General features: G+C 43.9%; 14 protein-coding genes and 1 pseudogene. 8 read left to right on the top strand and 7 right to left on the bottom strand.

Annotated features, from left to right (window positions below; translation table 11 throughout):
* Nucleotides 1-57: 57 nt before the first annotated feature.
* The 3 genes from H6G17_RS28170 to H6G17_RS28160 form a co-directional block, all read right to left on the bottom strand.
* Complete coding sequence (locus H6G17_RS28170) at nt 58-561, bottom strand: AraC family transcriptional regulator (RefSeq protein ID WP_199317063.1); 504 nt, start codon at nt 559-561, stop codon at nt 58-60.
* A gap of 113 nt (nt 562-674) precedes the next feature.
* Nucleotides 675-1409 carry an SDR family oxidoreductase gene (locus tag H6G17_RS28165; RefSeq protein WP_192161864.1) on the bottom strand — a complete coding sequence of 245 codons (735 nt, stop codon included), beginning with the start codon at nt 1407-1409 and terminating at the stop codon, nt 675-677.
* A 30-nt stretch (nt 1410-1439) separates the two neighbouring features.
* The gene (locus H6G17_RS28160) at nt 1440-2207 is read right to left on the bottom strand and encodes an SDR family oxidoreductase (protein ID WP_192161863.1); all 768 of its coding nucleotides are present in this window, start codon (nt 2205-2207) and stop codon (nt 1440-1442) included.
* A gap of 156 nt (nt 2208-2363) precedes the next feature.
* Here H6G17_RS28160 and H6G17_RS28155 point away from each other — a divergent pair, with 156 nt between their 5' ends.
* A complete protein-coding gene (locus H6G17_RS28155) occupies nt 2364-3284 on the top strand; it encodes an AraC family transcriptional regulator (RefSeq protein WP_192161862.1) in 921 nt (306 codons plus the stop codon).
* Between the two features lie 201 nt (nt 3285-3485).
* Nucleotides 3486-3701: pseudogene (locus H6G17_RS34915) on the top strand (DDE-type integrase/transposase/recombinase); the annotation flags it as partial.
* Nucleotides 3702-3838: 137 nt separating this feature from the next.
* On the opposite strand, the gene H6G17_RS28145 reads toward H6G17_RS34915, so the two are convergent.
* From H6G17_RS28145 to glgX, 4 genes are all read right to left on the bottom strand, one after another.
* Nucleotides 3839-5305 (bottom strand): ATP-binding protein, encoded by a 1467-nt coding sequence (locus tag H6G17_RS28145; RefSeq protein WP_192161860.1) that lies wholly within the window; start codon nt 5303-5305, stop codon nt 3839-3841.
* Between the two features lie 2 nt (nt 5306-5307).
* On the bottom strand, nt 5308-6969 hold the full coding sequence (locus H6G17_RS28140; RefSeq protein ID WP_192161859.1) for an FAD-dependent oxidoreductase: 1662 nt from the start codon (nt 6967-6969) through the stop codon (nt 5308-5310).
* 209 nt (nt 6970-7178) lie between these two features.
* Nucleotides 7179-9353 (bottom strand): AGE family epimerase/isomerase, encoded by a 2175-nt coding sequence (locus H6G17_RS28135; protein WP_192161858.1) that lies wholly within the window; start codon nt 9351-9353, stop codon nt 7179-7181.
* 37 nt (nt 9354-9390) lie between these two features.
* Nucleotides 9391-11508: a glycogen debranching protein GlgX gene (gene glgX / locus H6G17_RS28130; RefSeq protein WP_192161857.1), complete on the bottom strand. Its 2118-nt coding sequence runs from the start codon at nt 11506-11508 to the stop codon at nt 9391-9393.
* A 1054-nt stretch (nt 11509-12562) separates the two neighbouring features.
* Here glgX and H6G17_RS28125 point away from each other — a divergent pair.
* The 6 genes from H6G17_RS28125 to malQ all read left to right on the top strand — a co-directional run bounded on the left by H6G17_RS28125 (nt 12563) and on the right by malQ (nt 21843).
* The gene (locus tag H6G17_RS28125; RefSeq protein ID WP_192161856.1) at nt 12563-14131 is read left to right on the top strand and encodes a GMC oxidoreductase; all 1569 of its coding nucleotides are present in this window, start codon (nt 12563-12565) and stop codon (nt 14129-14131) included.
* A gap of 81 nt (nt 14132-14212) precedes the next feature.
* On the top strand, nt 14213-16918 hold the full coding sequence (locus H6G17_RS28120; protein WP_192161855.1) for a glucosidase: 2706 nt from the start codon (nt 14213-14215) through the stop codon (nt 16916-16918).
* 50 nt (nt 16919-16968) lie between these two features.
* Nucleotides 16969-17805, top strand: coding sequence for an aquaporin (locus tag H6G17_RS28115; protein ID WP_192161854.1), 837 nt, complete (start codon nt 16969-16971; stop codon nt 17803-17805).
* Entirely contained in the window at nt 17802-18572 is a 771-nt protein-coding gene (locus H6G17_RS28110; RefSeq protein ID WP_192161853.1) for a glucose 1-dehydrogenase, read from the top strand. Before H6G17_RS28115 ends, H6G17_RS28110 begins: the two co-directional genes overlap by 4 nt.
* Nucleotides 18573-18786: 214 nt before the next feature.
* On the top strand, nt 18787-19740 hold the full coding sequence (locus tag H6G17_RS28105) for an SMP-30/gluconolactonase/LRE family protein (protein WP_242038638.1): 954 nt from the start codon (nt 18787-18789) through the stop codon (nt 19738-19740).
* Between the two features lie 783 nt (nt 19741-20523).
* Nucleotides 20524-21843 (top strand): 4-alpha-glucanotransferase, encoded by a 1320-nt coding sequence (gene malQ / locus H6G17_RS28100; RefSeq protein WP_242038637.1) that lies wholly within the window; start codon nt 20524-20526, stop codon nt 21841-21843.
* Nucleotides 21844-21927: the final 84 nt, after the last annotated feature.

The raw sequence follows: 21927 nt of genomic DNA, 5'->3' as shown, positions 1-21927 counted from the left end.
TGTAATAGCTTCCAAAGCTCAACTTTTTGCAGGTTCTTACGACGATTTATCAAACTTTTATGGTGAAGGGCGAACCTGCTTTGGTGTCATTCCAGTGAATCGCTTAAACTGTTGATTCAAATGGCTTTGACTAGAGAAACCCACTTGTAAGGCAATGTTGGCGATCTCCAAATCCGTTTTTGACAGCAGCATTTTCGCCCGTTCCACTCGCTGTTTAATCACATATTGATGCGGAGAAATCCCTGTAGCGCGTTTGAACAAACTAGCAAAATAAGTGGGGCTAATATTGATGACTTTGGCGATTTCAACCAGTGATAAATCTCGGTCAAGGTGAGTGTGAATATAATCGATCGCTTGCTGCAATTGGTTACGAGTTAAGCTTCTGTTTTGTGATGTAATGGGTGGCGCGATCGTAGAATAGTGTCGCAGCAGATGAATGACTAAGGCTTGAGTTAACGATTCGACATATAATCGCCCCATAACGCCGTTTGACTGTAACTCACCTAAAAGTAGCATTGCGATATGATGAAGCTGTAAATCTTGCTTACTGAAACAGTTCACGAGGTCGATCCGCTCTAGATTAATTACTGATGTATGTTACTTCTGGAGTAATTTCTTTCTTTTCAGCAGAATGTCAGTTTTTGTAAGACTTCGTTACAAACTGTGAGTGTTGCCTAGAATGCGCTCTTCGTTAGTCGGACAATCACTTCGTTAACATCAACATTGTCCGGTTGGGACACCGCATACAAAACAGCAGATGCGATCGCCTCTGGAGTCAGTGCGGTTTTACGGATTTCCTTCATTAGGTCTTTTGCCACATCATCTGTAATTTCTGCACCAAGTTCAGTTTCTACCACACCAGGAGAGATGGTGGTGACGCGGATATGCTGCGATTCCTGTCGCAGTCCTTCGGAAATCGCCCATACTGCATATTTAGTGGCGCAATACACTGCGGCAGTAGGCACTACCAAATGTGCGCCGATAGACGCTGTATTAATAAAATGTCCATTGCCTTGTGCCTTCATAATTGGCAAACCTGCCGCAATGCCGTTCAATACACCACGAATGTTCACGTCGATTGTGGTATCCCAGTCCTCGACTTTCAAGCTATTCAACGGGGACAGTGGCATCACACCTGCATTGTTGAAAATGACATCGACGCGACCGAACTTATCCTTAGCAAACCCAATGAAGGCTTTTACATCCTCGCGGTTGGTGACATCGAGAGCTTTAAATTCGGCTGTACCCCCCCAGGCGCGAATCTGCTTGACAATCTTTTCCAGCTTTTGAGTTCGCCTTGCCCCTAGCACGACCTTCGCACCGTTTTGGGCAAGTAACTTTGCGGTAGCTTCTCCGATGCCACTACTGGCTCCAGTAATCGCAATGATTTTGTTTTCTACATTTAACATGACTTTTCTCGCGATTGAAGTTGATTTGAGTTAGAGAGATTGACCACCAGAAACTTCGATTCTCTGTGCATTTACCCAGCGATTTTCTTCAGACAGTAACGCTGCAATTGCACCGCCAATATCATCCGGCTCGCCCACGCGACCTAAAGCCGTTTGCGATGCGATGAAACTATTAATGTCTGAATTGTCACGCACTGCACCACCCGAAAAATCAGTGGCGATCGCACCTGGTGCGACTGTATTCACCGCAATTTGCCTGTGTCCCAATTCCTTTGCTAGATACCGAGTCAGAACCTCGATCGCTCCTTTGGCGCTGGCATAAGCGGCATAGCCTGGATAGGTAAAACGGGCAAGACCAGACGAAAGATTAACAATACGTCCTCCGTCTTTAATGAAAGGAAGTAGTTTTTGGGTGAGGAAGAAAACCCCTTTCACATGAGTATTGAACAAGCGATCGAACTCGTCTTCAGTCGTCTCTGCAAAAGTTGCATGGATACCAATTCCAGCATTATTGACCAGAAAATCAAACTGCTCGGTTTGCCAAACGTTCTGGAGGGACTGCTTGACTTGCGCCACAAACGCATCAAACGTCTTGATGTTGCCTGTATCGAGGTGCAGCGCCACAGCTTTACCGCCCATCGCTTCGATTTGCGAGACGACGGATTTCGCTTCCACCTCACTGTTGCGATACGTGACGATCGCATCAACTCCTTTTTTTGCCAGTGCTAAAGCGGTATTTTTGCCCAACCCTCGACTCGATCCCGTGACTAAAGCGATTTTTGCTACGTCTTGCGTCATTGCCTTATCTTCTACAGTTACAATTGAGATGTCTTCATCCTACGAACTGGATTGGGCTTTTCAAATGCCTAAACCTATTTGATGATTGCCTAATTCTCCAAAATAGTTGCTTGAAGAGGTTCTATAATCGTTAAGAGTAAGGCTGAGCGAGTCTTTATGACGATCGAAATCTCTAATTCTGACGTAATTGCCGACCGATGCCAAGAACTCGCCACACTAGTGATGCGGCACACCGAAGCCAACGGCAACATTATCCAACCAACTGCGATCGCACAATTGGACTTGACGCGATCGGATGCTGTATCTACCGTACTTCATGGCGTGTATCAGCCGATCCTCGCGATTGTCGTGCAAGGACAAAAAGAAGTGTTGCTGGGTGAACAGAGGTATCAATATGGCGCAGGACAATATCTAGTCGTTTCGGTCGAGCTACCACTGAGTAGTTTTGTAGTCCAAGCGACACCCGACCAGCCGTATTTAGGACTGAAACTAAACTTAGACCCGATGCATCTGTGCGATCTGGTTGCCCAAATGAGTTCTAGTGTGGGTAAAAAAGAGAACTCTGTTCGAGGCATATCGGTCAGCAACGTCGATGTTGAGGCGATCGAGTGTGCCCTTCGCCTGGTCAAGCTTTTAGATACGCCGCAGCATATCCCTATGCTGGCACCACTAATGATTCGCGAACTTTATTACCGTCTGCTGATCGGCGAACAAGGTGAAGCGGTGCGCCAAATTGCCACATCCGGCAGTAATATGCAGCGAATTGCATCAGCCATTAAACTGATCGAGGCTGAGTTTACCCAACAGGTGCGGATCGAGAATTTAGCGAGGCGGGTCAGTATGTCTACTTCGTCGTTTCATCAGCATTTCAAGCAAGTGACTTCGATGAGTCCGCTTCAGTATCAAAAGCAGTTGAGACTTTTAGAAGCACGTCGCCTGATGCTTGCCGAAAACGCTGATGCGGCGTATGCTGCCTATCGGGTTGGGTATGAAAGTTCCTCACAGTTCAGCCGCGAATATTCACGCCTATTTGGTGCGCCACCGATGCGGGATATTGAACGGCTACGGACTGCTTGAGCGCCAACCTTCTCGCTATTTGTTGTAGATGAAGTAATACCCGATCGAGTATTGTCAACTTAACCGCAATGTAGAATAATCGTACTGGTTCCACTCGGTTCGCGACTGCTTGTCCATGTACTCCCGTTAGCGATTAAGCGGCGAAATCATCAGCTACTGTGTCTGGCTCTACTAGCGGCAAACAAACAAGTACTCAAAGATGTCGAACATTGACAGCACAAGGGATTGAATAATCGAGCTGAGAATTCGCATTAACCAACTCGAACGCGAGAACGGCGAATGCGGCGACTCAAATCGCTAGAGCCTGCTCAACGCTTTCTTTCTGCTTTTGAACCGATACGAGACTACTTCCACCCAAAACAACACCAACTGAGTGCCAAACGCTACCACCAACAATTACGCCAACGATTTTGTTAATTGGCGAGAAGTTGCTCTTGCTGAATTCGGCTGCGTCAATTGAGCGATTACCATCACTCAGGGATCGTCGTGCTTATTTTTGAATTTTTCCTGTTAAATTGACAATGCCCTTACACAATTGCTGCGCGGCTAACTTTTTAGCCTAACTCGCCACTCACTAAGATTGATGAAAGTTGAGTACTTGGAAGTTGAATACTTGAGTTTTCCTGACGATTTCGCACTTGACACGGAGCGCTCGGCAGGCGAATGTGAAAGCAAGTGTTTCCTGGCTCGGAATGAAAGCGGATGTCGCCTGTGTGTTTCTCTATAATTCGATAGCTAATAACCAAACCTAAGCCAGTTCCTTGACCCACACCCTTGGTAGTAAAAAATGGCTCGAAGATACGCCCTTGAATGTCTAGCGGAATGCCTGGACCATTGTCAGCAATCTCCACGAGCAAATCATTATTGTCTCGCGCTGTGCGAATCCAGATTTGTCCGCGTCCGCCCATTGCATCGATCGCATTGTCGATCAAGTTAGTCCAAACTTGGTTCAACTCACTTCCATAAGCGCAAATAGTAGGCAGGCTGCGATCGTACTCGCGCGACACAGCTACACCACCCTTAAGTTTGTGACCTAGCATAATTAACGTACTTTCAATTCCCTGGTGTACGTCTAAATCCTGCATTGGCGCTCGATCCATATATGAATACTCTTTGACTGCTTTGACTAGCTCGGAAATACGTCCTGCGCTCTGCTCAATTTCGTCTAATAACCCCAGTCCAGTCAGTGTTGCCTCGATCCAGGTCAGTACTTTACCCAAGGATTGAGTAGGCACATGTTCTATGACAACATCTAGCCATTCTGTATTCAGTCCTGCTACTGCCAAAGTAGGAGCGAGATTCCAGCTATCTTCCACGCCGTTTGCCTCAAGCCAGATAGCGATCTCATCCTCCCGATCGCTTTGCACGAGCGGATCTAACTGTAGTGGTATTGTGGCACGCGCGATCGCGTCTTGCAGAATGTTTGCCAGAAAAGCCATTTGCGTACTTGTCATCTGCTGTTGGTTCAGACTGAGTGCCAGCAAGAGCAATTCTTGGAATAATTCGTGCATGTGCTTCGCACCTCGACTGACCGCTGCTGCTGGATTATTAAGTTCGTGGGCAAGACCAGCTGCCATAGTACCTAGTGCAAGCAGCTTTTCGTGGTGTCGTGATGTTGTTTCCAAGATTTGCGTCCGCTGGGCTGTTATGACCAGCAGATCGCGTGTAATCGAAGGACATCTGGTTAGCATTTGCCAGAAAGCATGTGTGTCCCATTTAAACACGCGACTAGCTTTTGTAGCCCGTCCGCTAGCAAAGTAAGGCATATCTAATAAAATTAACTCGTGACCTGTATACGTTCCTGGTCCAAAGGTCATCATATGCCTTTCTATGTCACCAACTTTTTTTGTCAGCTGGATTTCGCCTTCCACAAGCACATAGAAATTTTTCGGCGGCTCTCCTTCAAGCGCTAGATACTCTCCAGCAGCTAGCTGAATCAGGCTACCGCGTTCGGCTAACCATTGCAATTGCTCGTCTGTGAGTTCTGCAAAGAGCGATGTTTGTCTTAAGGCATCAAGCATAATTACATCTTACTCAGGTATTGATGAATGAACTGAACGGCAATCGAACCTTCTCCTACCCCTGAAGCAATGCGCTTCACCGAACCGTGACGCACATCTCCAGCCACAAAGATGCCAGGTACGCTACTTTCGAGCAGAAAAGGCTCGCGATCGAGCGTCCATCCTTTGTTGCAGCATCCATTACGGTTTAAACTTGCTCCGGTCAAGATAAATCCTTGTTCGTCTCTTGCCACGATGCCATCTAACCAATCTGTACGTGGTTTAGCACCAATCATGACAAAGAGCAAGTTTGTCGGAACAGTTTGCTTTTCGCCTGTCTGGGCATCAGCAATCGTAATTGCTTCTAGGCAGTTTTCACCATGAATCTGGGCAATGCTAGAGCGTACCCTAACTTCAATGTTCTCCGTCGCTGAGATCTGCTCTATTAAATATTGGGACATGCTTTTAGCGAGAGAATCACCGCGCACTAGCATTCTGACGCGACTAGCGTATTTAGCAAGATAGACTGCTGCTTGTCCGGCTGAGTTAGCCCCGCCAACGATGTAAATCTCTTGATTTAAGCAAGAGAGTGCTTCAGTCATTGCTGCCCCAGTATATACGCCAGCTCCGATCAGATTGTCGATCCCAGGTATATCAAGTCTGCGATACGAGATACCAGTAGCAATAAGTATTGCATGACAGCAAACCTCTGTGCCATCGCTCAGTGTCAAAATACGATAGGGATCGGCGACTCGAACACCAGATACCTCCTGTGGCGAGAGAATCTCCACGCCGAACCGTTTGGCTTGAGTTACTGCACGTCGGGCTAGATCCGCTCCACTCAGTCCAACGGGAAAGCCCAAGTAGTTCTCAATCCGAGAACTCGTTCCTGCTTGCCCGCCTGGGGCTTCTTTTTCAATTAACACGGTTCGCAATCCCTCAGACGCTCCGTAGACTGCTGCTGCTAAACCCGCTGGACCAGCACCAACGATCGCTAAGTCGTAGAATGGCATTTGGGCATGGGTTCGCAATCCGAGTTTCTGGGCAATTTGCGTATTTGTCGGTTGTATTAAGTGAGAACCATCGGGAAATAATACTAGTGGTAAATTTGCAGCACCAGATTCGGTGTAGTTAGCCCATTGGTGTGCCTCTGCTTCTGCCTCAATGTCCAGCCATTGATAAGGCACATGATTGCGAGCCAAAAAATCTTTGATTTGATGCAGATGGGGCGACCAGCGCGAATCCACAATTCGCAAACCTTCAAAGGGCGGACGACAAGACGAAATCCAATCATCTAGTAAATCGTCCAGCACGGGATATAGTTTTTCATGTGGCGGGTCCCATGGCTTGAGAAGGTAGTAATCAATCTTTGCTGTGTTGATGGCGCGGATGGCAGCATCGGTATCCGCATATGCAGTTAGCAAGACCCGCTTTGCATCTGGAAAAAGTTCCATCGCCTGTTCGAGAAACTCTACCCCTGCGATCTCTGGCATCCGCTGATCTACCAAGAATAGTGCCACCATTTCCCTGCGTAACTTAACTTGTTGCAGTGCCTTCAGAGCTGTTAAACCCGATTCCGATCGCATGACTCGGAATCGGCTACCATACTCGCGTCGGAGATCGCGCTCGATCACTCGCAAAACTCCTGGATCGTCGTCTAAAGTTAGCAGAACAGGATTAGCCACAGTTACTCCTTCATAACCTAGTCGCGTTACGACCAGCAGCGAAATTTTCGATGCAAGTGTCCCTGCTTGGTCAAATGTTCCCACACAGTATAGTAATGGTATGACAACAGGCAGGAAACACATGCAAAATCTGGTTTACCAAAAACTAAGCACTAACTCAGAAATTATTTGGTGTCAGGGTTTTTCGTCATACAGATGGGCAGTGATTCTTAGGGAACTAAATACACGTTGGCTGTTTCAGTCACATCATACAGATTTGACAAAGTAATGCCTTGACAGAATGAACTCATCTTGAGGTAATTCTTCACATTTTCCTGCGCGCCAACTATATGAATTTGAACGTCAGAACCTAGCTTTTGCTTTGTGAAAATCAGAAAACGCAGTCCAGCACTAGAGATACACTTTAAGTCTTGTAACAGAAAGACGAGGCGTTTGAGTGGCTGTGTTTGTACCTTTTCTAACTCTGCTTCCAGAATTGGTATTGCATTTACATCTAGTAAGCCAGTTAATGAAATCTTGGCAGTCCCATCAGCGACTTCCAGTAAAGCGGCATCAAAGAAAACCTGAATCGGCAGAATTCTGACTCTGACTCTCACTGAATCGCGAGTATCAGGCAATTTGACAGTCAGTTGGTCAGCATCAAAATCAGTATACGATCGGTCGTCGATCCATACTTCACCAATCCGCACGCTACCTGGTGGCAGAATATCTGGTGCAACTCGCAGAAGGTTGTCTTTGAATGCTCCTGGTCTGGGCTTAAAGTATAAGTCCATTGGCTGTTTCGTGATTAGCAAATTTGTGTAAACCGCAGCCAAATAAGCTAACTCGAACGAGTGGTAGCCGCTCATCGAATGGCTACCTTTGCCACGCTCAGTCCCCATTAGATAAGGAATTCCGTTTGCCAAGACATTAAAGTAGACACCACCAGACTGGTTATCGAGGAACCAAGCATTATAGAAAGCTGCTGACTCCCGTGCTAAACGTCGATACTCAGTATTACCAAGGGAACCAGCTAGGATTAAGTAAGCTAAAATAGCTTGCTCTTGTTGCCACCAAGCCTTGCGATCGTGCCAGACGAAGCGGTGTACTTCTTGTCCTGGTTCCAAACTGCGCTCTACGACATCATACCAGCCTCCACGTTGGCGATCGCTACCAACATCTGGCATAATTTCGGCAATTTCTTCGGCTAGAGTAGTATACCTTTCTTTTGGTTTCAAGTGGTTCATTCGCATCAGATTCCAAGCAATTTTGAGGTTATGACCCACCACTGCTCGGTTCTGCTGCCAACCCCACGTCGTGTCGTGGCTCCAATCTTCATAGAAACGTTCCTGCACAAATGGGCTATTGTCGAAATCTGGGAAACGTTTCTCAATGGTGTCAAACGTATACTCAAGGAAGTCGGCATATTTGTCTTCGCCAGTTGCTAACCAAAGGTTGATCAAATAGGCTGGAGCATGATCGCCAACTGAATTCCAGTTCTTTTTAGCGCGGTTTTTCCCTAAAGTCTCGGCATAAGGGCTGAGGGTAATGGGATCGATGTGAGAGAAAAAGCCGCCTTTGTCTGTTTTGTCTAGGAGATAGCGGTTAAATAAATTGACAGTTAATTCAATGTCGTTCATGATGCGTGGGTCGCCTGTCACCCGATAAGTTTGGGTGGGACCAGCCAACGCATAAATTTGCTCGTATGCTGGCAGCGCATCATAATCATCCCCAAATTCTGAGGCAAATATTTTCTGTTCGCTACCATCTGGCTTCACATCAACACCATGATACCAGTAGCAGATTTCTTCGCCTTCATCGAGAAAACGCATGTGTTCGCGCAGATATTCAGTACCTTTTTCCGCCGCTTCTAGGTAGCGATCGTCACCAGTCATCATGTATGCTGTGGCGAAACCGTAAACTAGGCGAGAAATGGTATCAGTTTCCTGACGATTGGAATCTTCTTTGGAACCCACTAAACCGATTCCAGTACGATATTTCCGATAGTCAATTTCACCATCTTCAAACTGTGCCTTCAGATAAAAATTGGCAAGATTTCGGATCTGTTTTACCCACCAGTCCGGTCTTTCAAACAGATACTCGTTTTCTGTCCGACCCAGAAAGACAACGTGTTTGGCTTCAAACTTATTCCGATCTGCTTCAGGATAGAAGATGCCATAGGCAAAAAGATAGCGATCGGGGATAAGCATTGACTGCATTTGGCTAGTACAGTCATAATATGGTTCTCCCAGATTGCGTACCATTTCTGCGTAAGTTGTTGAGGTCAATACTACCTCAAAATTTCTACCATCAGAAGTTTTCAGGTTAAAAGTGTTTCTGCTTGAGTCGAATTCTGTCACGTATCCAGCGAGCGAGTCCGAAAATGAAAAACCCATATTACTCATTGAATATCTCCATTGAGGGAAATTGATGTTCTGCTAACTATTTGGAAATGAGAACAACTACACTACGCTCTTTAACAGGACAAACATTGCCTGAAACCAAGATTTCTTTTCCTGACTCCATGATGTCCATCGGGGAAGGTTCCGCAGTATCAATGACTTTGTACCAATTCCTACCCTGAATTGAGGGAGTTTCAAATTCTAAAGTATCCCAGTACATATTGAACATGATATGAATATCTACTTCTCCTTCAAAACCGCCTAAAGTCAAGGCAAGAACTCTAGAATGAGGATCGTACCATCCTGGATTGAACAACTTTGTGCCGTGCCAAGACATATCTGCTAAACCACGCTCATTGACATCGCCACTGAAGAACTGGGAACGGCGTAAAGCAGATTGACAATAGCATTTACGGAACTCGATCGCCAGCTTAAAGAACCTAAATATATCAGCATTCTTCTCCACTAAACTCCAGTCAAACCAACTAATATCGCTATCTTGACAGTAGGCATTATTATTACCTTGTTGAGTACGCCTGACTTCATCGCCAGCCACAATCATTGGTACGCCCTGCGACAGTAGAAGAATAGCTGCAAAGTTTTTAATTTGCTGCCGACGCAATGCATCAATTTCTCTATCTTCAGTTTCTCCTTCAACACCACAATTCCAGCTCAAATTATCATTAATGCCATCGCGATTACCTTCGCCATTAGCTTCATTGTATTTATTGTTGTAAGAAACTAAATCATTGAGAGTGAACCCATCATGGCAAGTGATGAAATTAACGCTATTAATTGGTAGATGCCCACTAGCTTGATAGAGGTCGGCGCTGCCAGCAATTCGCCAAGCAGCAGATCCTGCTAGTCCTGAATCTCCCTTGACAAAGCGTCGGATATCATCTCGGTAGCGTCCATTCCATTCTGCCCATCGATAACCAGGGAAGTAGCCAATTTGATAAAGCCCAGCAGCATCCCATGCTTCTGCAATAATTTTGGTATCGGCTAAGATTTCAGAGGTTTCAATGTGCCATATGACTGGTGGATGAATTAAAGGTACTCCATCTTGACCTCTGGCGAGGATAGAACCTTCGTCAAATCGGAAACCATCAACGTGCATTTCCTTCACCCAAAATTCCAGGCAATCTACAATTAACTTTTCCACCATAGGATGGTTACAGTTAACAGTATTTCCGCACCCAGAATAGTCCATGTAGTAATACTTGTTGAACGGTACTAGGTGATAGTAAATGCTATTGTCAAGTCCTTTAAAGTTAATCGTAGGACCGTCATGGTTGCCCTCGTCCGTGTGGTTAAAAACTACATCCAAGATCACCTCAATCCCTGCTTTGTGCAGTGCCTTAACCAGATCTCGAAACTCTCGGATCTGGCTCCCTATTTCTGGCGAGGTACAATATGAACCTTCAGGTGCAAAGTAGCTATGTGGATTGTATCCCCAGTAGTCTTTTAGTGGCTTACCGTCAACCTCTCGAAAAATATTTTTTTCATCAAAGTCAAAAATTGGCATCAGTTCAACAGCCGTGATCCCCAACTCTTTTAGATAAGGAATCTTCTCGACAATTCCAGAGAAAGTACCGCAGTGTTGACAGCCTGAAGAAGGGGACTTAGTAAATCCTGCAACATGAAGCTCATAAACGATCGTCTCACTCATGGGTCGGTTGAGGGGGCGATCGCCTTCCCAGTCATAATCCGATATATCAACGACTACGCTACGCATTGAGGTAGCTATGTTATCTTTTGTTCCTATAGCATCGACGCGGTTCCAAAGCGTATTAGTATTTCCTTTCGCGTATGGATCGAGCAATACCTTATTTTCATTAAAGTGATGTCCTGCTTGTATGTCTTGAGATCCACCAACCCGATATGCGTAGTAAGTGCAAGGTTTCAACCCTCTAACATAAACATGCCAAAAGTGAAAAGTTTTATTTACCCTGGGATCTAATTGAATAATCTGTGCAGGTTCAAGATCGTCATGATTCTCAAATAACAAAAGTTCTACAGAGGTGGCATGTTCTGAAAAGATTGCAAAATTGACTCCTTCAGAATTTGGCGTTGCACCCAAGGGATGTTGGCATCCTGGCTCCAATTGATACTTAGTCTTCGCTAGCTCAACTTGCTGTGTAGCTGTAGTTAGAATCATTATTCTTCCTGACTATTTTTTTACGACATTTGCTGATTCTGCTCAGCAATTGAAGGTTCAGTAAAAACCTAAAAATTTGTACAAACTGCCTCTAAAGCAGTATTCATTTGAACTAACTTCATCGGATTAGATTGAAGTTTTTGTTAGCTGTATAGCAAGAAAAAAATGGATAAGCGGGTATAGCTTTTTTCTCGGTTCTTCAGTTGCGATCGCTTGCTTGTTTAAGCTTCGGCATTTTGGCGCGATACTTAAGCGTTGTGCAAAAGACTATTGAGTTTTAGCCGATGTTTGATACTGAAAAGCTTATGTAACATGAAGTAAGAACACAATGGTTGAACTTTCGGAGCTAGTTTGTATTCTTTAGGAGCTACTCATTATCGAGGTCCTAACGTTATACAAGCTACTTTTTTAGAAACATTTGCTGACGAACTTAATAACTTAATAAAACTAATATAGAGTGTGAAAAATGTTAAAAAGCGCTCGTAGTCTTCAACACTCTGATTCAATATTTTTAGAGGATTGACTAAAAACTTGATTTTATTTGATTTGAATTGTTCCAAAAAGTTTTGAGTTTTGTTTATTTGATGAAAAAATAATTGTTTTATAAAATTAAAATTTGTGTATTCTAATCTAGAGGATAATTGTAATATGTTTTTTTATGGTTCTGCATATCTTATCTATCTGAAAATGGCTATAAAGGATTCTAATTCGCAATCTTAAGGAAATGTTAAAAAAAATATTGAGCGTTAAAATCAAAATAATGCAAACTTAATTCTAATTTTTGTCTCTTCTCTAAAAAAAAATTGATAAATATACTTCGGATGAGTTTGGGATTTTCAGTGTGTTTAGGTAAAGAAAATACCTCGGCAAACAAAAGCAAAGGCTATGTATCTTTGAAAAAGTTAAAAAGCTTGATGTTTGTAGTATAGAAAATACATGTTTTGTAAGTCTAGTTAGCGTTGTTACTTTCCTCGAAACAGAAATTGTTAACTTTGAAACTGCTAGCCGCTTTGCTTAGAAATCTCAGAACTCGAACGTCATAAATTGAGGAACTATGAAGAACAGGTTTCGCAGCCGTCGTCGCTTTCTGCAAACTACTGCACTTATTTCTGCTGGTGCTGCCCTAAGTCCGCTAGCCAGTATTTATCGCGCGAGCGCCCAAGATCGAAATGTTCCCGATGAAGCCGTAGAAGCTCTAGTCCTTGGTAGCGGTTTTGGCGGAGCGATTACGGCTCTGCGCTTAACACAAGCTGGGATTAGAACATTGATGATAGAGCGAGGAATCCGCTGGCCCATTAGAGATGATGGAAATACTTTTGCTACTTTTCAACAAATAGATGGTCGAGCTGCCTGGTTAAGTAATACGACATGGAATGGAGTTCCCGTCGATCCGTTTACAGGAGTGCTAGACTTTTCTCAAGAAAATGGAATTAATATCTTGCATGGGGCTGGCTTTGGAGGTGGATCGTTAGTTTATAACGCGATTACTTACCAACCTAGGCGCGAAATCTTCAGCGGTATTTTTTCTCCTGATGTTGTGGACTATGATGAATTGGATGCAGTTTATTATCCGCGCGTGCGATCGCTCCTACAACCCGCAAGCATTCCTGATGATATTTTGGCAAGTCCTTACTACGATCGCGCTAGGTTATTAATCGAACAAGGAAACAGAGCAGGTTTTCCTACATATCCATATAATCTTGCAGTAGATTGGAATATAATTCGCCAAGAAATAGAAGGAACAAAGACACCTTCTGCAATTCTAGGTAATCATTGGTATGGTATTAACAGTGGGGCTAAAAATAGCCTGGATCGTAACTACCTATTTCAGGCAGAGCAAACTGGATTATTAGATGTTTTAACATTACATCTAGTTACAGATATTACTGAAGTACCTGAATATGGATACAGAGTTTTATGTACTCAAATTGACACATCAGGAGCAGTCGTCGCTCAGAAGTCTTTTACTTGCCGCTATTTATTTTTAGCAGCTGGTTCTGTTGGAACTTCCAAGCTTTTAGTTAGATCTAAAGCAACGGGCTTATTACCAAAATTAAACGATGAAGTTGGCAAACATTGGGGAGGTAATGGAGATGCGATTGTAACTCGTAGCAACTTATCACCATCTGTATCTGGTAAGGGAGGACCAGCATGTGTAGTTTTGGAACACCTAGATAACCCCCTTGGTGCAACTGTTCTTGAGGATATTCCAGATGCAAATGCAGCTGATGGTACGCTACAGTTACTCGCTTTAGGTATACCTCGACAAACAGGGACATTTACATATAACGCATCTACTGATTCTGTCCGCTTGAACTGGACTCAAGACAATGCTCAGTTGGATGCTGTCAAGCTAACTGCTCAAATTCTTGATGAAAAAAATACGACCTCTACCAGTCAACCTACATCAGAATTTATCAATTCTATCTCTGGGCATCCTTTAGGAGGAGCGACACTAGGAAAAGCCTGCGATCGCTACGGGCGCGTCGCTGGATACAAACGTCTTTATGTCATGGATGGAGCGATGATTCCTGGCTATACGGCTATCACAAATCCTTCTTTTACTATTGCGGCTTTAGCAGAACGCAATATAGAAACAATCATTGCTGAAGATTTTGTATAGCCGATTTGCATTCGGTAGTTGCCGTCTATATTGTCATCGCTAGCCAATGAATATTAGCTCTAGTATTGAGACAGGAAAGATATGACCCGAGAAGAAGCAAGATTGCAACAAGTTCGCGAACGCACCGCTCACTGGCAGCGTTGGGGACCCTATTTGAGCGAACGACAGTGGGGAACTGTGCGAGAAGATTATAGTGCGACTGGGGAAGCTTGGGATTACTTTCCTCACGATCGCGCCCGTTCTCGCGCTTATCGCTGGGGAGAAGATGGAATTGCGGGAATTTCTGATAACCACCAACGCCTTTGTTTTGCGATCGCCCTGTGGAACGGAGAAGATGCAATTCTCAAAGAGAGAATGTTTGGTCTGACGGGAAATCAAGGCAATCATGGGGAAGATGTCAAAGAATATTACTTTTATTTGGATAACACCCCCACGCACTCCTACATGAAGTGTTTGTACAAATATCCTCAACAAGCTTTCCCTTATCAGCAACTCGTTGAGGAAAATCAACGTCGAAGTCGTCAGGATTTAGAGCATGAACTGCTCGACACGGGCATATTTGCAGGCGATCGCTACTTTGATATTTTTGTTGAGTATGCTAAGAATTCACCGGAAGATATTGCGATTCAAGTTAGTATCGTTAATCGAGGAACGGAAGCAAAAACTCTACATCTATTGCCTACACTCTGGTTTCGGAATACTTGGTCTTGGGATTCTCACCAAGAAAAACCAATTCTTAAAGTCGTTAAATCCGAGTCCGATTTCAGTGTTATTGAAGCTATCCATCCAACATTGGGAGATAGATGGCTGTATTGTGACGGGAAACCAGAATTGCTATTTACAAACAATGAAACTAACTTTGAGAAATTGTTTGGAACCAGCAATACTTCTCCCTACGTTAAAGATGGAATCAACGATTACATAATAGAAGGTCGAAAAGCAGCAGTCAACCCAAATCGGGTTGGTACTAAAAGTGCGGCTCATTATGCATTGTCAATTGGAGCAGGCGAAACCAAAACTGTGCGGCTACGCCTCAGCGATTCGTCGAGTTTAATTCAGCCATTTGAAGCTCAATTTGACGAAATTTTGCAAACTCGGCTTTCAGAAGCAGATGAATTTTATCATCGAATTTGTCCATTCTCCATTTCAGAAGATGAACGCAACGTCCAACGACAGGCGTTTGCCGGTATGTTATGGAGCAAACAGTATTATTACTATGTAGTCCATGAGTGGCTGAACGGCGATCCCCAAAATCCGTCACCACCAGCCGAACGACGGCATGGCAGAAACCGTGAGTGGATTCATCTATTTAACGATGACATTCTTTCAATACCGGACAAGTGGGAATATCCTTGGTTTGCCGCTTGGGATTTGGCTTTTCACGTAATTCCACTAGCGGCGATCGATCCAGACTTTGCCAAGCGTCAGTTGAGTCGCTTGACGCGGGAATGGTACATGCACCCTAACGGTCAACTACCAGCTTATGAATGGGCTTTTAGTGATGTAAATCCGCCCGTTCACGCTTGGGCTACCATGCGCGTGTATCAGATTGAACGTAAAATGTACGGTCGTGCCGACACGAATTTTCTAGAGCGGGTGTTTCAAAAATTATTACTGAATTTTACTTGGTGGGTAAATCGGAAAGATGCTGAAGGCAATAACGTCTTTCAAGGCGGCTTCTTAGGATTAGATAACATTGGTGTCTTTGACAGAAGCGCCGAACTTCCTACGGGTGGACGTATTAATCAAGCGGATGGCACGAGTTGGATGGGAATGTATTGCCTGAATATGCTGGCGATCGCTCTGGAACTAGCAAAAGTAGACTCTACCTATGAAGATATTGCCAGCAAATTTTTTGAACATTTTCTCTACATTGCTGATGCAATAGATGGCATTGGTAAGACGGAAATCTCTCTTTGGGATGAAGTTGATGGATTTTATTATGATGCATTGCATCTACCTAATGGCGATCGGTTGCCGTTAAAAGTACGTTCGATGGTAGGACTCATTCCACTATTTGCCGTTCAAACCTTGGAACCAGAAATGTTGCAGCGCCTCCCCGGTTTCAAACGACGGATGGAATGGTTTATTAGAAATCGCCCAGATCTACGCCAAAATGTTGCTTGCATGGAATCACCTGGAGTAGGGGCAAGAAGACTGTTGGCGATCGCCTATCGTGAAAAACTCCAGCGCATTCTGAAAAGAATTTTGGATGAAAGCGAATTTTTAAGCCCCTACGGTATTCGTGCAGTTTCCAAATTTCATGAGTCTCATCCCTACGTCTTTGAAACCAATGGATATCAGTATCGCGTGGACTACGAGCCAGCAGAATCTAGCACTGGTATGTTTGGCGGAAATTCTAACTGGCGCGGTCCGGTTTGGTTTCCCGTCAACTACTTAATTATTGAGTCGCTCCAAAAGTTCCATCACTACTTTGGAGATGATTTTAAAGTAGAGTGTCCTACTGGCTCTGGTTGCATGATGACACTTTGGGAAGTTGCATTTGAATTGTCCCAAAGGCTGGTGCGAATTTTTCTGGAAGATTCGTCTCACAAACGACCCGTCTACGGCGGGATTGAAAAGTTCCAAACCGATCCTCACTGGCACGACCTAATTTTGTTTCATGAATACTTTCATGGCGACATCGGTGCGGGAATCGGTGCTAGCCATCAAACTGGCTGGACGGGATTAGTCGCCAAACTGATTCAACAGTGTGGAGAATATAGCGATCGCCGCACGAGCAACTCTAAATGCCCAGAAGCACAAGCCCAACCTTTAACAGTTTAGTGACTAAAAGCATTGCCCAACCTATAACTTAACGAGTTGAGGAACCTGAGATGAAACGTAGGATTGCCAGTAGCAGACCCAGTGCTATCCCTGCTTACCTGGCAGAACTGGTAGGCACAACCTTAATGATATTCAACGGTCTCTCTTGGGTTTGCTGGAATTTTAGCCCAGAATCCCCAATCGTCAAGTTAATCCCCAACCCTAACGTGCGCTTATGTCTCACAGCTTTATGTTTTGCTGGGGGAGGAACGGCGATCGCTTACTCGCCATTAGGCAAACGCTCTGGAGGACATCTCAATCCCTCAGTCACTTTGGGCTTCTGGCTAATGAAAAAAATCTCTACCCGCGATGCTTTAGCATATGCCTTCATGCAGTTTATTGGGGCTGCGATCGGTGCTGCTTTAGTACTCCTACTGTGGTCTGACTTTGCTCGCAGCGTTCATCTGGGTGCAACTCTGTTGGGGAAAGGAATATCACCGGTCATGGGATTTGGGATTGAGGTTGGCATTACATTTTTGCTGATGTTGACAATTTTAATCTCAGTCAACTCGTCCATTATGCCTTGGACTGGTGCGATCGCCGGGGCGCTAGTTGCTTTTCTGGTATCTACCGAATCGCCACTGACTGGCACTAGTCTGAATCCAGCCCGCTCTTTTGCTCCAGCTGCCCTGATTTCGATTTGGCAGGATCAATGGATTTACTGGATTGCTCCACCTCTTGGGGCTGCTTTAGCTGCACTTCTGTACCGACAGGGAATTATTGGTACTGGAAAATCCTACTGTAGCAAGCTTTTTCATACATCAGACATTCCCTGCCATCATGCCAACTGCGGTTATTGCAGCCCTACTAAAGTTGATGTTTTTCGGACAACAAGGAGAAAGTTATGAAACTTGAAGGTAAAGTTGCACTTGTGACTGGTAGCAGTCAGGGGATTGGTAGCGCGGTCGCTGTCCGCCTTGCCAAGGAAGGAGCAAATGTAGTCATTGACTATCGCTCACATCCAGAAGGCGCAGAAGCTACGTTAAAACAAGTAGAAGCAACTGGACGCAAAGGTTATATCGTTCAGGCAGACTTGGGAGTAGTTAGTGATGTTCGCAGGCTAGTTGCTGAAAGCATTCAATATTTTGGTCAACTGGATATTTTGGTGAATAATGCTGGAGTTGATGGTAAGAACACTGATTTTTGGGACATTACCGAAGCCAATTATGACGCAGTGCTGAATGTTAACTTAAAAGGTGCGTTTTTCGCTACCCAGGCGATCGTGCAACATTTGATTGAAACTAAACGCAAAGGCAAAATTATCAATATTAGTTCTGTGCATGAAGAACTGCCTTTTCCGCATTTCACGCCCTATTGTGCTAGTAAGGGTGGGTTGAAGATGGTTATGCGAAACTTGGCAGTCGAACTAGGTTCGCTGGGAATTACAATTAACAATGTAGCCCCAGGAGCAATTGAGACTCCAATCAATACTAATCTCTTAAATGACCCCCAAAAGCTAGGAGCGTTATTACAAAATATTCCTTTAGGGCGTTTGGGTAAACCAGAAGATATTGGACCCGTGGTTGCTTTTCTAGCTTCATCTGATGCCGACTACATCACTGGTTCTACCTTTTTTGTTGATGGTGGTTTGCTGTGGAACTATCACGAGCAGTAAATCGCTGTGTATTGACAAAAGAGGCGATCGCACTCTTACCCTCGCTCTCGTCTTTAAATGGGGCATAACAGAATTTGCAGATCGGAGCGAGGTTTATGACACAAATAGGTACATCTTACATACATTTTTTACCATGCGAAAAATAATTACACTCTTGTTTAGCTCTACAGTGTTGGTTTCTTGTAGTCATACCAAGCTAGACAATCCATCTACTATGTCCGAGCATGTGAATCTTGTCTCCGATCGAGCTGTAGTAACTACCTCACAAGAAACATTACCAGCAGCGCATACTATCTCACCAGAAAAAGTCCTGCAAAGTGACAAATATAGTGAGGGAATTGTTTTCGATCGCCAGGGCAATTTCTACTTTTCCCAAACTAAAGCAGGAACGATTACGATTGTATCGCCTGATGGCTCCAGTCGAATTTGGGCTAAGGTTCAAGGAGTTAACGGACACAAAATTCTGCCTGATGGCTCTCATATTGTTGCTGCCAAAAATTCGGTGCTACAGTTGGATGCTAATGGCAATCCCTTAAAAATAATTGCCGATCGGTTTAACGGCAAACCGTTAGTATATCCCAATGACATCACTGTCGATCCGCAAGGAGGTTTTTATTTCACTGACTCAGGCGACTTAAATCCTCAGAATCATAATGGTGCAGTCTACTACGTCGATGCCACAGGTAAACTCAACCAGGTAGCTAGCGGACTTGCTTTTGCAAATGGAATTGTCCTCACCCCAGATCGCCAGCGTCTTTTTGTCAGTGAAAGTAATAAAAATTTAGTAGCTGTCTACAATGTGCTAGCGCCAGGAAAACTGGGGGAGAAAAAAGTATTTGCTTTACCTGTCAAACAAGCAGGAGAAATCGATAACAAGCCTGATGGTTTATGCTTGGATGCTGCGGGAAATCTCTATATAGCTCACTACGGTACGCGCCATGTAGAAGTACTGAACTCTAGCGGTCAGTTAGTTCGTCGATATGCGAGTGGTAATCTAACTACTAGTAATTGTGCTTTTGGTGGAGCAAATTTAAAAAGTCTTTTTGTAACTGGTGGTGTTGAGACAGAAGCAGGTCAAGGAGGTATTTTTCGCCTAGATCTAGGCGTACAGGGGTTAGATATCCGTCCTCGTCAACCAGCGATTACCACGACTCAGAAAAATGACTGAAGCTCTAAATGCTATAAATAAGTTTTAAGTCAGGTTTTCTGAGTAAAAATATGCGATCGCACTACTTCATTCTATTCGGTTGAGTATGAATAAAATAGTTCCTCTTCTAGCTAATCTATCCATTTTTTAGCGAGTTTGTTAGCTAGAATATAATTAATTATAAATATTGTTTATTTTAAATTTAGTTTGATTGAGAAATTGATTTAACATCTAAAGAACTTATAAAAAACCAAAAACAAAAAGTCTAATTTTTAATCTTTTTAAGCGCTTAAACTAAGTGATTTTTGTTAATAAGTCTAAAAAATAAAGCCAAACTATAAATTTATAAAATCAGAGCTTTTTATAGAAACCGTGTAGAGACGTTACATGTAACGTCTCTACACGGAAAAAGTTCGTAAATTAACTTGGATTGCTATACAGAGAGTTTATAAATAAAATCTAAAGAAGACAACCTTGCTACGAAACTTAAATCATTGTAACTATGTTGCCTACTTGATAATCTTACATTAGATTTCTTGCAGGTAGCTGATTTGAGATCGCGCAAAAAGCCTACTCTTGCTAGACGCGAAGGCTCTCATACGCGCAGCGTTCTCGCAGAGTAGATTGCGATTCATGCTGAGAAGGATCTCTCAAGAGCGATCTTTTAAATCTTTTTAAGTTCGAGATTAAACGCTGCAAGTCGAGTATATTGACAGTTCTTAACGAAGAGGAAAATTAAGTCAATTGGTGACAAAAAACAAAGCTATTTGCTATTGAGTAAACATATTCTACTAGAGGTTAATTATGTCCTTCAGCCGAACTAGCGGAGTTTTGTTGCATCCTACTTCCTTGCCTAGTCAATTTGGCGTTGGAGACTTAGGTATAGAGGCTTATCGCTTTATTGACTTTTTAGCGGATAGCGGACAGCAACTATGGCAGATATTACCATTGGGACCTGCGGGAAAAGGGAATTCTCCTTACGCCTCTTATTCAGCAATGGCAGGAAATCCACTGCTCACTAGTCCAGAATTGTTAGAGAAAAAAGGCTTGTTAGAAAAAGCTCACTTGGCTCATTTACCTGAGTTTAATGCTGAAACTGTAGACTTTGAGCAAGCGATCTCAACAAAGATACCGATGCTGCGAAAAGCTTGCTCAAACTTTAAAGCAAATGCTACATCGTTTGAACGACAGGAGTTTTCAGAATTTTGCGATCGCAATGCTTACTGGTTAGATGACTACGCTCTATTTATGGCACTCAAAGATGCTCACCAAGGTGCTAGTTGGAATCATTGGGAGCCAGCGATCGCTAGAAGACAGCCAGCCGCGATCGAACAATGGCAGCAACATCTGAGTACGGATACTTTTTACTACAAGTATCTCCAATTTGAATTTTTCCAACAATGGTCAGAACTAAAACGTTATGCCAATCAAAGAAGCATTCAAATTGTAGGAGATATTGCTATTTACGTAGCACATGATAGTGCTGATGTCTGGGCGCATCCCGAAAATTTTTGCCTAGATCGAGAGACAGGTGAACCAGCACTGATGGCAGGGACACCACCAGATTACTTCAGTGCTACAGGACAACTATGGGGGAATCCAGTCTATAACTGGGAAAATTTACAGCGGGAGAACTTCGAGTGGTGGTTGCAACGCTTCAAGTCTATCCTTAACTATGTAGACTTAATTCGCATTGACCACTTCCGAGGCTTCCAGGCTTTCTGGGCAGTGAAACAGGGCGAAACCACTGCCATGAATGGAGAATGGATTGAAGCCCCTGGAGAAGCTTTCTTTAAGGCACTTAACGACAAGTTAGGTCACTTACCGATTATTGCTGAGGATCTGGGAACGATTACACCCGAGGTAGAGGCGTTGCGCGATCGCTTTGAACTTCCTGGGATGAAAATTTTGCAATTTGCCTTTGGCGACGGCACGCAAATAGAAAAACGCTTTTTACCGTTTAGTTATTCGCACAATTGTGTAGTTTACACGGGTACTCACGATAATGACACGACTGTAGGATGGTTTAACCAGTTGTCAGAACCAGCACGAGCAACCGTCCGGTTTTATTTAGGTTGTACGAGTTCGGAGGAAATTCATTGGGATTTACTAACCAGAGCATAGAATGGTGAACAGTTTTAGGCAGCGGAGTAAGCAACATGTTTCTCACGAAAAAAGTTTTGTACAACGTGTGGTTGACGTTGTGTA

This window comes from Chroococcidiopsis sp. [FACHB-1243] (assembly GCF_014696895.1).
In the GTDB taxonomy this organism is placed as follows: domain Bacteria; phylum Cyanobacteriota; class Cyanobacteriia; order Cyanobacteriales; family Chroococcidiopsidaceae; genus Chroococcidiopsis.
Note: the sequence above shows the minus strand (reverse complement) of the source record. Positions and strands in the feature narration are given on the sequence as shown.

What these genes read in the sequence shown, in the direction of transcription:
- H6G17_RS28165 (WP_192161864.1), bottom strand. Translation starts at nt 1,409, where the DNA reads ATGTTAAATGTAGAAAACAAAATCATTGCGATTACTGGAGCCAGTAGT.
- H6G17_RS28160 (WP_192161863.1), bottom strand. Translation starts at nt 2,207, where the DNA reads ATGACGCAAGACGTAGCAAAAATCGCTTTAGTCACGGGATCGAGTCGA.
- H6G17_RS28155 (WP_192161862.1), top strand. Translation starts at nt 2,364, where the DNA reads ATGACGATCGAAATCTCTAATTCTGACGTAATTGCCGACCGATGCCAA.
- H6G17_RS28145 (WP_192161860.1), bottom strand. Translation starts at nt 5,305, where the DNA reads ATGCTTGATGCCTTAAGACAAACATCGCTCTTTGCAGAACTCACAGAC.
- H6G17_RS28135 (WP_192161858.1), bottom strand. Translation starts at nt 9,353, where the DNA reads ATGAGTAATATGGGTTTTTCATTTTCGGACTCGCTCGCTGGATACGTG.
- glgX (WP_192161857.1), bottom strand. Translation starts at nt 11,508, where the DNA reads ATGATTCTAACTACAGCTACACAGCAAGTTGAGCTAGCGAAGACTAAG.
- H6G17_RS28125 (WP_192161856.1), top strand. Translation starts at nt 12,563, where the DNA reads ATGAAGAACAGGTTTCGCAGCCGTCGTCGCTTTCTGCAAACTACTGCA.
- H6G17_RS28120 (WP_192161855.1), top strand. Translation starts at nt 14,213, where the DNA reads ATGACCCGAGAAGAAGCAAGATTGCAACAAGTTCGCGAACGCACCGCT.
- H6G17_RS28115 (WP_192161854.1), top strand. Translation starts at nt 16,969, where the DNA reads ATGAAACGTAGGATTGCCAGTAGCAGACCCAGTGCTATCCCTGCTTAC.
- H6G17_RS28110 (WP_192161853.1), top strand. Translation starts at nt 17,802, where the DNA reads ATGAAACTTGAAGGTAAAGTTGCACTTGTGACTGGTAGCAGTCAGGGG.
- H6G17_RS28105 (WP_242038638.1), top strand. Translation starts at nt 18,787, where the DNA reads ATGTCCGAGCATGTGAATCTTGTCTCCGATCGAGCTGTAGTAACTACC.
- malQ (WP_242038637.1), top strand. Translation starts at nt 20,524, where the DNA reads ATGTCCTTCAGCCGAACTAGCGGAGTTTTGTTGCATCCTACTTCCTTG.